The sequence below is a fragment of the Kolteria novifilia genome, from assembly GCA_007748055.1.
In the GTDB taxonomy this organism is placed as follows: domain Bacteria; phylum Planctomycetota; class Planctomycetia; order Kolteriales; family Kolteriaceae; genus Kolteria; species Kolteria novifilia.
The window spans coordinates 3561100-3573850 of the sequence record CP036279.1 but is presented as its reverse complement, the minus strand read 5'-3'; the positions used below and the strand labels follow the sequence as shown (position 1 = coordinate 3573850).

The 12751-nt window shown below is 61.6% G+C and carries 7 protein-coding genes; 4 read left to right on the top strand and 3 right to left on the bottom strand.

Annotated features, from left to right (window positions below):
• The first annotated feature begins 175 nt into the window (after positions 1-175).
• Positions 176-1471 carry a glutamate-1-semialdehyde 2,1-aminomutase gene (hemL, locus tag Pan216_RS13020; protein ID WP_145263930.1) on the top strand — a complete coding sequence of 432 codons (1296 nt, stop codon included), beginning with the start codon at positions 176-178 and terminating at the stop codon, positions 1469-1471.
• Positions 1472-1660: 189 nt separating this feature from the next.
• On the opposite strand, the gene Pan216_RS13015 is transcribed toward hemL, so the two are convergent.
• From Pan216_RS13015 to ligA, 3 genes are all read right to left on the bottom strand, one after another.
• Positions 1661-2485, bottom strand: a complete 825-nt coding sequence (locus tag Pan216_RS13015) for a tetratricopeptide repeat protein (RefSeq protein WP_145258409.1) — start codon at positions 2483-2485, stop codon at positions 1661-1663.
• A gap of 801 nt (positions 2486-3286) precedes the next feature.
• Positions 3287-6664, bottom strand: coding sequence for a fused MFS/spermidine synthase (locus tag Pan216_RS13010; RefSeq protein WP_145258408.1), 3378 nt, complete (start codon positions 6662-6664; stop codon positions 3287-3289).
• A gap of 224 nt (positions 6665-6888) precedes the next feature.
• On the bottom strand, positions 6889-8904 hold the full coding sequence (gene ligA, locus Pan216_RS13005) for an NAD-dependent DNA ligase LigA (protein ID WP_145258407.1): 2016 nt from the start codon (positions 8902-8904) through the stop codon (positions 6889-6891).
• A 219-nt stretch (positions 8905-9123) separates the two neighbouring features.
• On the opposite strand from ligA, the gene Pan216_RS13000 reads away from it, so the two are divergent.
• The 3 genes from Pan216_RS13000 (at position 9124) to Pan216_RS12990 (ending at position 12465) form a co-directional block, all read left to right on the top strand.
• Positions 9124-10332 (top strand): HAMP domain-containing histidine kinase, encoded by a 1209-nt coding sequence (locus Pan216_RS13000; RefSeq protein WP_145258406.1) that lies wholly within the window; start codon positions 9124-9126, stop codon positions 10330-10332.
• Positions 10329-11756 carry a bifunctional folylpolyglutamate synthase/dihydrofolate synthase gene (locus Pan216_RS12995; RefSeq protein WP_145258405.1) on the top strand — a complete coding sequence of 476 codons (1428 nt, stop codon included), beginning with the start codon at positions 10329-10331 and terminating at the stop codon, positions 11754-11756. Before Pan216_RS13000 ends, Pan216_RS12995 begins: the two co-directional genes overlap by 4 nt.
• Before the next feature lie 118 nt (positions 11757-11874).
• Positions 11875-12465 (top strand): FHA domain-containing protein, encoded by a 591-nt coding sequence (locus Pan216_RS12990; protein WP_145258404.1) that lies wholly within the window; start codon positions 11875-11877, stop codon positions 12463-12465.
• The last annotated feature ends 286 nt before the right edge of the window (positions 12466-12751 follow it).

Below are 12751 nucleotides of genomic sequence, written 5' to 3'. Positions count from 1 at the left end.
TGCAAGCCCAGCACGATTGACTCCAGCATCGGCGGATCGTCGATGCCAGACCAGTTGGATTTCTGTTCGCGCCTCCGCAGCGCGACCTTACCATCACGGCAAGGAGGAGCCGGGAACCGATCCAGGCTCGAAGGCCGTCTCACCAACGTTCAATGGCTTTATTACGCGAGGAACAATCGTGCCGACCCAGTGGAAGAAGAGCGAACAGGAATTCGAGCGTGCATGCAAGTCGATCCCTGGAGGCGTCAACAGTCCCGCCCGGGCTTTCGGTGGTGTCGGGGGCCATCCCATCCTCATGGCTTCCGGCGAAGGACCGATGCTGACCGACATCGAGGGCAATCAATACATCGACTACATCGGCTCCTGGGGCCCGCTCATCCTGGGACATCGCCATCCCGCCGTCGTCGCCGATATTGAAAAGGCGCTGCACGAGGGAACGACATTCGGCGCCCCTACCCTTCGAGAGACCGAAGTCGCCGAGCTAGTGGTCAGCGCGGTGCCCAGCGTCGAAAAGGTGCGGATGACCAACAGCGGCACCGAAGCGTCGCTCAGTGCTGTGCGTGTCGCCCGCGGTTTCACCAGCCGCAACAAGATCATCAAGTTCGCGGGCTGCTATCATGGCCACGTCGACTCTCTGCTGGTCCAAGCCGGTTCCGCCGCCACGACCCTGGGAATCCCCTCGAGCCCCGGCGTTCCTGAGTCGACCACGAGCGATACCATCGTCGTTCGCTACAACGACCTTGACGACGTCAAACGTGCTTTCAAGGAGCATCCCAGGGCAATCGCCGCGGTCCTTCTCGAACCGGTCGTTGGCAACATGGGGCTGGTTCGTCCCAAACCCGGTTTTCTCGAGGGGCTGCGAGAGATCACCCAGGCCGACGGCGCCCTCCTCGTCTTCGACGAAGTGATGACGGGCTTTCGACTCAGTTTTGGCGGTGCGCAGCAGTTGTTCGGCGTCACCCCCGATCTCTCGATCCTCGGGAAGGTCATTGGCGGCGGCCTGCCGGTGGGAGCCTTCGGTGGGCGGGCGGAGATCATGGACTGCGTCGCCCCCGTCGGCGCGGTCTATCAGGCGGGCACGCTCTCGGGGAACCCGCTCGCGATGGCCAGCGGGTTGGCCACGCTTCGGCAACTCGAACAGTCCCCCCCCTACACCACGCTGGAAGAACTCTCGTCCGCACTCGCGGAGGGACTCGACCAAGCGGCGACCGACGCCGGCATCGTTCACACCGTCGCGCGCTGCGGCAGCATGCTGACGCTCTTTTTCAATCCCGACGCGGTCCACGACTACGACGTGGCCTGCCGCTCGAACACCGAACTCTACGGCAAGTTCTTCTGGAAGATGCTCGAGCGAGGCGTTTATCTCCCGTGTAGTCAGTTCGAAGCCCTCTTCGTGTCGGCGGCCCACACGAAGGAACACATCGATCAGACCGTCGAAGCGACCAAGGAGGTACTCGCACAGTTGGCGTGAGCCACCTCCGCCAATCGAACCGCTCGGCTTGGCGAATTGGCCCGCCCACCGTTCGCCAAGGGACGCGAAACAGGACTTCTTCCCTGCGGCGAAGCTCAATAGCTCAAAGGAAGTAAAGATGCCCGAGCCAAAAGCTTAAAAGGAGGAGGCCGATCGTCGCGATCGACCGAACCCACTCGAGGCGACTGCTCATGACGCCCCCTCCCCTGCTTCGACGCTCGTAAAGGCAGTGGGGAGAGCCAGGCAACAGTTCCGGCGGCGGCATTGGGGCGCTCCGGTACCATGGGCGCCGTTGGCGAGTTCGTTCGCTTGAGCGCGCCATCGCATCGCCTCGGTGGCGTTGCCAACTCTGGCGCACTCCGCCTGAACCGCTTGGAGCAGGCTCGGGCATCTCAGTTCGACGGAGTCCATCTCCTCGAGGATCGCCCACCCTTCTCGCTCGTCGCCGGAAGCGATCCGCAAGAGGGCGAGGTTCGTCTTGTAGACCGCGTGGGCGCTGTTCAACTCATGGGCCCGCGCGACGAACGGGAGAATCTGCTTCGGGGAGAATTCGAGCCGGGCGCGATAGTAGCCGATGCCGAACCATGCTGGATGGGCACACGGCCTCTCTTCGATGATGCGTTCGCAAACCGCCAACGCGGTGGAAAAGTCGCCTACCAAACCAAGGAGACACGAAATCTGCGAAAGGAACCTCGTCGTGCAGTTCGGATCGCATGCCAGTTGCCGGGCAATCCGGGCACAGAGGTGATTCTCACCCCGTCGACGGTAGCAGTCGGCAAGAGCGAGCTGGGCCGAGGGGGACAGCGGACCGAGGGAACTGGCGAACTCGAGATCGTTGATCGCGAGTCCAATCTCGCCCAACTGTTGGTGCATGCCTCCCCGGACCTCCCAGGGACGAGGATCCCAGGAAAAGCTCTCGATCGCCTCGTTGATCAACGAGAGTCCGGCGGTGGGATCGTCGGCATGGAAATGGATCGCCGCCTGGCGCAACATTTCTTCCAGTGATGTGAACAAGGTACTTCCTCCGGTGCCAAGGGGAACGCATTGGCGTTCGCGGTTCATTTGCGCCCCCTGTCGGGCCGACAGGGGTGGCTGGCTGGGAAGTCCCTGGCTAGCGGCAATCGCGGTCACCCGAAAGGCATCACGATACCCGACGAGCTTCCTGTAACCGATACTATTGAGACTGAGTGTCAATGTCAATAATTGTCCTCCCACAAGGGACGAAACGACAAACTCACCCAAGAACTACGAAGTAACCCAAAATCAACGAACAAGTTGCGACGGAGCCTTGAACGCTCGAGGAATGGGGAACTAACCCCAAGAGGCGGACTGGAGCCAATGAGACTGAGGCTCAGTCGATTTTCATGGTCATGGTCGGATGGGATTTTTGGTGAGCGCTCGTACGCCTCTCGCGCGAGAGCGTGCTGAACCGCAAGCTTTTCGCGTATGTCCCCCGGATCGCGCGGCATAGCACTCAAGGCTGTTGCGGGCAAGGTATTGCCAAAGAGACCACTCGTGGTGAGTCTAGCTCTAAGCCTCTGGAGTTCCTGACCTCTCCTTGGAGAAAGGTCGGCGGGCAAGGCGAGCCGGGTGAGATTCGGGCTCGGAATACGAAGGGTGATTCGGGAAGATGCCCTCCTCTTCCCTGCCCCCTCGGGACCACAGGGAAAGGGAAACCCTCGAGCCTGACACTTGGGCCTAGCTGGAACACTTGTGCAATGGTCCATCGACGATTTACGGTGCCACTGGCTGCTTGTCAGCCAGCGGCAAAGGGTTATGGTTGCACAAACACCAACTTCAAGTTGGAGCAGCCTCCTAGTCGATGCGTGTACCGGTCACTTCCACCGTCAGGTTGTCGACTGGAGCGTAGTCGTCCGTCAGGATGATCTCTTGGTCCGAATAGGTTTGAACGACCAACCGGCTGCCGGCCCGTGGCGGTTCCTCGAAGACGAGTTGGTTCCCGTCCACAGTGTACGCGCCGGGGTCCAAGACTCCGGTCGCCTCTCCCGTCACGGTGAAGCTTGGGAGTTCGAATCGCTTCTGTTGGCCGTCGGCGGTGAATCCGACTCGCTTGAGCGGTAGCGATGGGCGGAGCACCAGATCCCCTTCGATGGGGGGCGGATGAATCTCGACGACAAAGTCTCCCTCAACTGTCGTGGGCTCGGGTGACGCGTTCCAGCGAAAGAGCGGGATGGTGAAGCGGGGTTGCTCTCCGGAGCTGTCGTACTCTTCCTCCTTGCGACGGGGTCGCATCGAAACTTTGACGGTCGTCCCTTTCGCCGGCGGTTCGTCGTACTCGATGTAGGCATTGCCGTTGACGACCACGTCTTGCGGTTCGAAGTACTGATGGACCGTCACCTTCACGTCCTTGACTCCTTCCGGGAGCGTGAAGGCGTTCGCCTTCCCATCGGCCACGAAACTCGTGGTCCCCAACGGGACGAGCCCGCCGCGAATCACCGGTTCGAGCAACTCCCCTTCCATCACGGCCCCGCGGAGTCCTCTGAGATCTTCGGGGTGCTGGCCGAGGTCATCGACCTTCAGCGGAACTTGCGAACATGCCAGGACGAACGTCGCCCGATCGTTCGATGGCTTTCCGGAGCCGGTGCTGAAGAGGTAGACGTGCTTGTAGACCTTCGCCAACGTGTTTCGATAAGCCCCCATGAAGCGACTCGACGGCCAGATATCGATGATGTTGGCGAGGAAGATCCCATCCGGCTTGAGGAGCCGCGCGAGCTGTTCATTGAACTCGTACGTCGTCAGGTGCGGCGGAACGCTGAAATCGTTGAACGCGTCGCCGTAGATCACGTCGTACTTGCCCACGTTGGGGTTGGTCATGACATACTGGCGGGCATCGCCGTGATGGGTGTGGATATTCTCGTGCGACGGCTGGGCGATGAGGTTCTCGAGGCCACGCTCGTCGATGACGGGGATCTTTCGTTCTCGGGCCTCCTGGACCTCGGGAGTGTCGATCAACCGGTCCGATCGCAAGTCGAGCACGTAGTCGACCGGTTCGTCGAAGGAGTGCGCCACCCTGCCGCCAACCCCGTAGATTCGCCGGCGGATACGATCCTCTTGCTTGAGCACCGGCATCATGAGGGCGTTGACGAGGCTCTCGTCGTCGGAAGGTTCTTCGGCGAGTTCGGGATTGGAAGCCTCCGGATCGAGAAGTGACCCGGGACCACCCAAAATGAAATCCTCGTCGGTGAGGATCAGGAAGTCTTTGTCGTTGGCCCCGTTCATCCCAAGCCCTTCCTTCACGGCCATGGTGACGCGCGGATCGATCTCCGCGACATCGCAGGGAATCCCGGGATAAAACTCGCTGAGGTAGCGTGGAAAGGTGAACGAGCCTCCACCCAGGAAGAGGACTCGCAGCTCTTGCCCTTCCTCCTGGTGTCTCTTCAGAAGTCGATGGGAGAGGCTGGCGTAGATGTGCTCGTACTCGTAGTGGAGGTATTTGAAGTCTTCCAAGTCGACGTAGCCGTGAATGAGGGCGTCGAGCACGAGTTGCCGCAAGTGACGTTCGCGTGTCATCGGCTCGCCATCGTCGCCGAGCACGACATCGCCGTTGCGATCGACTTCGAAATCGTCCATCAGGTTACTGTCGAGAAACCGCTCGTCGACGCGAATCGTGTAGTAGTTCGACTCGTCGTAGTACGAGTAGAGCGCGTCGCGGCGGTGCATCGACCACTCGTTGATCTCGTCCTCCCGCGCGAGCAATCCCGCGACGGTTTCGACCTTTTCGCTGTCGGATTGACGGCCAGGCCAGCCGGCGATGACGACATCGTCAAACTGTCGGGCCGGAACGCAAGCCAGCACCGCGACCAAGAGAGCCGCCGCACTCCACACGCCCCCGATCGCCTTCATCACGCGAGTCGAATGACCGAATAGAAACGGCAGCGAGATCAACGCCAGCACGAGGCTCGACAGCGAAACCAGCTTGCTGATGTAGAGCGAGGAGATCAGGAAAAATCCGGTGACGAACGTCCCGAAAATGCTGCCCAGGGAGTTCCACGCGTAGAGCACGCCGACGGTTCGCCCTCGATCGGAGTGGGATTCCAGCGCCCACTTGATCACTGCGGGGCTGATCGTCCCGAGCACCATCGTCGGGAAGAAGAAACAGAGAAAAACGAGCCCGAAGACCCGCATCGCCCAGCGGTGGTGATCGCTTAGCCAGTCCGGATCGCCCATCCAATCGCCCGAGGTGTTCCCCAACAACTGCTGCGCCGGCAGCACCGCCAAACAGAAGATCGACGCATTGAGAAAGAGCGACCCGATCAGCCCACGCACCGAGAAGGCATCGGCGAGCTTTCCTCCCAGGTAGTTCCCCAGGCTGATTCCCGCCAGAACCACCGCGATCACGCTGGTCCAGGTGTAGAGCGACTGCCCGATATGACGCGAAACAAGACGGCTGACGACGAATTCGAGCATCATGATCGCGAAACCGCTCGTGAAGACCAACAGCGCGGGCACCAACAAGCCGGATGACGAGCCCTCTTCGTCGATGGTGGGTTGCGGCTTGGTCGCCCCGGCACTCATGTCGGACCGCAGCACCGGAACCACAATCGCCGCCAGCAGAGCGAGCCCGACACTGGTGATGACGATGATGGTGCTAACCGAGAAGACCGCGATGAGATAGAACCCAGCCACCAGCGTCCCGAGGATGCTTCCCAGGTTGTTGGCGGCGTAGACCTTCCCCACCGTCTCGCCAGTCGCCAGTTCGTGATCGAGCGCCCATTTGGCCACGGTGGGAGCGATCGTCCCCAGCGCCACGCCGGGGAGGAAGAAGGAGACGGTTCCGACGACGATCAGCCGCACCCGCCACGCGAGTGCCGAGCCGGTCCAACCAGTCGTCAGTGACCCGATGATGTCGACTACCCAGGGGGTCACGAAGCAGAAGAGCGCCGCAATCCCAAACAACGCGGGGATGGAAACCCTGGTGGAGACCCGATCGGCCAACCAACCGCCGAGGAAACTTCCCAGGCTGATCCCGGCGAGGATCACGCCGATAATCACCGTCCACGTCTCCAGGGACTGCCCGACGTAACCAGAGACCAACCGACTGGCGATCAGTTCGTAAACCATCGTCCCGAAGCCGCTGGCGAACGTCACCGCGCAGGGAACGAGAATCCCCTGCATCACTCGCGGGGAGGAGGAAACGTCCTCCACCTGTCCATCTCCCTGGGCCGTGGTCATGGTTGTGTCTTCTCTCAACGAATGATGGCGAGGGCGACAGCGCCTCGCGGGAGTCATGTGATTCTCGGCGGACGTTTCTGGCTAGCGGACCGGCGTCGATTGATCGGCAACATCCGCTAGACTCCGCCCCATGGAACACGATAAGGGATGGGTCACCCATTTCCCATAGGTACCCGACGCAATTCATCCCCCGCCCTTCAAACAAGATGCAACCCTCGTCGGGGCTACACTGACCGCGCTTGCTCGACGAACTCGAGGAACTCGGCTTCGGATAGGATCTTGATTCCCAGCGACTGTGCTTTCTTGAGTTTGCTGCCCGCATCCTCGCCGGCGACGACGAACTCGGTCTTCTTCGAGACGCTCGAGGAGGGCTTGCCGCCGAGCGACTTGATTCGCTCCTCGATCTCCGAGCGGGTGAACTGCTCGAGCTTGCCGGTCACCACGATCGACTTACCGTCCAGGATCGCCTCGGAGCCGTCGCTGGCCGGCGTTTGGCGATCCTCGGTGAGCTTCAACCCGACCTCGCGCAATTCGGCCACGATCTTCTGACCGAGTTCCTCGTGAAAGTATTGATGAACGCTCTTGGCGATGACGGGCCCGATCTCGTCGATCGCCGCGAGGCTCTCCTCGTCGGCTTCGAGAAGGGCGTCGATCGAACCGTATTCCTCGGCGAGCAGCCCCGAGGCATTCTGGCCCACGTGGTGAATCCCCAACCCGATCAGCACCCGGCGCAGTCCACGCTCCTTGCTTCCCGCGATCGCCTTGATCAGGTTTGCCGCGGACTTCTTACCCATCCGTTCCAGTTCGAGCAGATCCTCCTCGGTGAGCCGGTAGAGATCGGGGAGCGATTTCACCTTCTCGGTTTCGACGAGTTGTTCCACGATCGCCGGACCGAGCCCGTCGATGTCCATCGCGTTGCGGTGAGCGAAGAACTCGAGCACATTCTTGAACTGCGCCGGGCAGCGCGGGTTTGGGCAGCGAATGTAGACGCCCCCTTCGTCCCGCTTGACCTCGGTACCACAAGCCGGACAGATGGTGGGAAAAGTGAAGGTCTGTTCGGAACCGTCGCGCCGTTCCGTCTTCACCGCGACAACCTGGGGAATGATCTCGCCGGCTTTCTCGACGACGACTTGATCGCCGATCCGGACATCCTTCCGCTTGATCTCCTCGTCGTTGTGGAGACTGGCGCGGGAGACCGTCGTTCCCGCGAGCAAGACCGGTTCGAGATAGGCCACCGGTGTCAGCTTGCCCGTCTTCCCGACGAAGACCTTAATCTCGTGGAGTTTGGTGACGGCTTGTTCGGCGGCGTACTTGTAAGCGACTTGCCAGCGGGGCGCCTTGCTGCGCGCCCCGAGCCGACGACGTTGCTCGTAGTCATCGACCTTGATCACCATCCCGTCGACTTCGAACGGCATCTCCCGGCGACGTTCCGCCCACGCGAGACAATGTTCCAACAAGGCGTCGAAGTCCTCGAAACGCTTCGCCTCGTCGTTGGTTGGAAGGCCGTACGACGCCAATCGCTTGAGCGAGCCCCAATGGGTGGTCTCTTCGAAGCCCTCGGTATAGCCGACATCGTAGACCAGCACTTGAAGGGGCCGCTGGGCGACGATCCGGGAGTCGAGCATCTTGAGCGTCCCGGCGGCGGTGTTGCGCGGATTGGCGAAGAGCTGCTCCCCCGCTCTTTCACGCAGCCGATTGAGTTCCTCGAAGTCCTTCTTCGCGAAGAAGATCTCCCCACGAACCTCGAGTACCGGCGGAACGTTCCCCTTCAGCCGCGGCGGAAGGTTCTTGAGCGTGCGGAGGTTCGCGGTGACATCGTCGCCTCGACGCCCATCGCCGCGAGTCACCCCCAGCGTGAAGCGAGCCTTCTCGTAGTGCAGGGAAATCGACACGCCATCGATCTTCGGTTCGGCGACGTAGGCGGGCGATTCCCCCTCCAGTCGCCGGACGATGCGCTCGTGAAACGAACGCAGTTCGTCGGCGTTGTAGGTGTTCTCCATCGATAGCATCGGGACGCGATGCTCGACGGTTTCGAATCCCTCGAGCAACCCGCCGCCAACGCGTTGCGTGGGGCTATCGGGGGTCGCCAATTCGGGGTGTTCCTGCTCCAATTGCGACAGACGTCGCAACAGAGCGTCGAACTCCTTGTCGGAAATCTCGGGGGAGGCTTGATCGTAATAGAGCCGGTTGTGGCGTTCGATGTCGGCGCGAAGCCGTGCAATCTCTTCCGCGACACTCATGGAATTGATGTCTTTACCCTAGAACGGTTCACGCAGCTTCGACGAGTCACGTATAGCTGATCGAAGCGCTATTCGCCAGCATCAAGTCGAGTTGATCCCCCCTCTCGGGGGCCGGGAAGTCGCCCCCTCATCGCTTTCGCCATTGCGGAACGTGGATTCAGTCGTCAAGTTGGATAAAAATTGCTTCGCGAGAGTCTGTCGGGGGAAGGGAAAAGCTCAATGTCGATCGATGGCGCGATCCTGAACGTGGTCCTGGCGGGAGTCGCCTTGGCCGCGGTGATGTGGGGTCTACGCCAGCGGGCGCTGCTCGAACGCGTCCGGCGCGGGATCGAGCTGCTCCTGCAGGGCAAGTCGGACGTCCGCGCTCGGCGCGGGAACGAGGACACCGAATCGGTGCTCACGGCGTTCGATCGTTTGGCGGTCAATTGGGACAGTCAACAACGCGGTACCATCGATCCGGCCGGTCACGGTGTCGATGAAACGGCCGACATCACCGAGGCGGTCCGTCGACCATTGGCGGTGATCCACGGAAGTCTCGCCCTGCTGGCCCATCACGAGGGAGCCCTCACCGCGACCGAACGCCAAGAACGCATCCGCCTGGTGAGAGCCCGAACCGAATCGCTCTTGCGACTACTCGAGTCTCCTCCCGGACTTTCCGAACTGCACCGCCAACTCTCGAACTTCCATCGACAGTCCGACGACGACGACCTCGATGAACGCCATCTGCTCCTGGTCGACGACGAGGGATCGTGGACCGACAGCATAAGCTCGATTGCCTCGGGTCTGGAGTGGTCGGCTTCGGTCGCCCCCGGCGTGGAAGCCTGCGACGTGATGCAGCGTCACCTCTCCCCTAACCTCTTGCTCGTCAACGGTGGCCATTCGCGAGGTCTCGGATGGCGGGCCCTGGCCCGAATCCGCGAACGCTGTGGCGACGGCAACCTCCCGACGTGGCTCTACGCGATCGATGCCGAATCGGCCGCGGGACGCGTTTGGAGTTTCAACGCGATCTGGTTTTGGCCCGATTCGATCGAGGACTGGTCTCCCCCGAACGGATGGCGGCCACCGGAGGAAGGGTTCACCTTCGCCGTGGGTGGCGTGGAGCCCTTAAGAGGAAAGCTCTTTCGCTTCTTCACCAATCAAGGTGGCATTGCCGAGGGCGATCTCCCCGTCGAAATGGGGGACACATCGGGCATGGGGACGGCGGTGGTCCGAGAGACCAAGGCTCCACACTACCGGGTTCGTACGTTGGGCGTCGTTCCCGCCGCGAGCATCGAGAACGATGCCGAGGAGTTCTCCGAGACGTTTCGCGAGTCACTCGGCGAGCCGACCGAACTCACCTCGCTCATCGATCAGGTCATTTTGCGACTCAGCGACGACTCCGCGCGACATGAAGATACGACGGTGACCCGACAGAGCGCCCTTCCATGAACTACGAAGAGGCGCGAGCCTATCTCGACTCCCGCGTGAGCTATGAAAAACGGGGGATGCCCGAGTCGACGGAGCTGCGGCTCGACCGCATGGTGACGCTTCTCGAAGCGATCGGCTCGCCCCACGCGGACTTTCCCATCATTCACGTCGCCGGCACCAAGGGAAAAGGGACGACCAGCACGATGATCGCCTCGATGCTCACGGGCACCGGGCGGAAGGTCGCGTTGCATACCTCCCCGCACTTCGAGCGGGTCGAGGAGCGTGCGGTCATCTCGGGAGAACCGATCCCCGGCGACCGATTTACCCGCCTCGTCGAGGAAATCGCGTCCGTCGTCGAGGAGATCGACGCCAAGTTGGCTCCCGATCAGCCTGGATTGACGTTCTTCGAGATCACGATCGCCCTCGCGATGCTCTACTTCTCGAGAGAGCAAGTCGACGCGGCGGTCGTCGAAGTCGGTATGGGAGGGCGTCTCGACTCGACCAATGTCGTGATCCCCGTCGTCTCGGTGATCACGAGCATCAGTTTCGACCACACCAATCGCTTGGGGAATACGCTCGCCGCGATCGCTCGTGAGAAGGCGGGAATCATCAAGACGGGCCGCCCGGTCGTCAGCGGAGTGGTCAAGGAGGAACCAGCCAGCGTCATTCGCGAGGTCTGCCGGCACCTTCACGCCCCCTTGCGCGAAGCCGGCCCCGACTTCGTCGACCAGTACCACTCGAAAGGTCTTGCCGGTGGTCGCGTCGAGGTGAGCACCTGGCGGCGAAGCTGGCCGCCGCTCGACGTCGCCCTTCCAGGACGCCATCAAGGCGCCAACATCGCCCTCGCGGCGGCGACTTGCGATACGCTCGAAGAGTTGGGTTGGACGCTGCCTACAGAACAACTGAAACAGGGGTTGAGGCTCTGTCGGGTTCCCGGGCGAATCGAGACGATCCGGCGTCACCCGCTCGTCATCACCGACGTCGCTCACAATGAAGCGTCGGCATCGGCGCTGGTCGCAGCGATTCCTTCCAGGCCGGAAATCCCCCCCAGCAGTCCCAGTCCCCCACGTGTCCTCATTTTCGGGAGTTCCGTCGACAAAGACTGGCGAGCCATGCTGGCGATCCTATTGCCTCATTTCAGCCACGCCATTCTGGCTCGGTACGTGGCGCATGGACGGGCCGTCGAACCGAGCACGATGGTGGAGGATGCCTCGCGTGCCGGTATCCCGGTGTTGACCGCGGAGACTCCAGCAAGGGCGTGGGAGGAAGCGCTCCGGTTGGCGGGCACGACCGAAGAGCCACAGGAACCAGCGTCTTCCGATCTCGACGTCGCCCCCCTGCCCGACGAACCCATGATCTGCATCACCGGATCTTTTTTTCTCGTTGCGGAGATGAGAACGATGATGCCTCTTGCGGAAGCATCTGTTCGACCGATATCTTCGTAGATGCTACACTTAGGTAGGCCTGCCGGGAGGAGATGAATCCCAGGCCGAGGCTTGCCGGAACGGTCTACGACGTTTCCCGTCGTCGCGTCGTCACAATTCTTCTGCACCGAGGTACTCCATGCCTTTCCGGCTGGTGGCCATCGACAGCAACTTTGACATCGAGGTCGATCAATCGATCCTCGTGGTCGGCCGTAGCGGTGACTGCGATGTCATCATCGACTCCAAGAAGATTTCCCGGGTGCACTGCTGCATTGTGGGCTTCTCCGATCACCTCATCATTCGGGATCTCGGGAGCACCAACGGGCTTCGCGTCAACGGCATCCGCCTCGACGAAAGCAAACTCATCGAAGGTGATGAACTGCGGCTCGGGAATGCCAGCTACCGCGTCACGTCGGCCGACCGGAACGATCTAGGCCGTGGCACGGTCCCCTCGGCGATGCCCAGATCGCGGGAGTGCGTGAATGACGCGCCGGACGACTCGGAATCCGAGATCGCTCCCATCCCGATGCCCTCGACGGAGCCGAGTACCAGCGACTCGAAGTCGTCGCATCACATCGCGGTCGCGAATGGGGCCGGAACTGGGAACGGGAGCGGGAGCGGCAGTTCCGACTGGATCCACATTCCCGAGGATGTTGGCCTCGCCCCGGGTTCGGAACCGAATCTATTGCGTCGAATTGAAGACGAGCGAAAGAGACATCGCCAGTCATGAGTCCGTGAAGGGCGTGGGTGCTCTCAGAGCCACTTGGGCAGCCAGATCGTCCGTCGCCCTCGAGACCAACGGCGGGACCGTCCTCCCTTCCGACCTCGAAGCCCGCCATGCCGACGGGGTCGCTCCGAGTCGAAGAGGAGCCGAAACAGAGTCGTCGCCGCTCGGGCGATGAGACCTGTCATGTTCACGCCCATGAATTTCGCGGCCGGTACGAAATCGGTTGACTTCCCACACCTGCCGCTGCGTAGAAGAGAGAAAAGGCGCATCCTTGCGCCTTGAAGGGCAC

Bases quoted from the DNA above. Each gene is read 5' to 3' on its own strand.
- Pan216_RS13010 (WP_145258408.1), bottom strand. From the start codon at position 6,664: ATGACCACGGCCCAGGGAGATGGACAGGTGGAGGACGTTTCCTCCTCC.
- ligA (WP_145258407.1), bottom strand. From the start codon at position 8,904: ATGAGTGTCGCGGAAGAGATTGCACGGCTTCGCGCCGACATCGAACGC.
- Pan216_RS13000 (WP_145258406.1), top strand. From the start codon at position 9,124: ATGTCGATCGATGGCGCGATCCTGAACGTGGTCCTGGCGGGAGTCGCC.
- Pan216_RS12995 (WP_145258405.1), top strand. From the start codon at position 10,329: ATGAACTACGAAGAGGCGCGAGCCTATCTCGACTCCCGCGTGAGCTAT.
- Pan216_RS12990 (WP_145258404.1), top strand. From the start codon at position 11,875: ATGCCTTTCCGGCTGGTGGCCATCGACAGCAACTTTGACATCGAGGTC.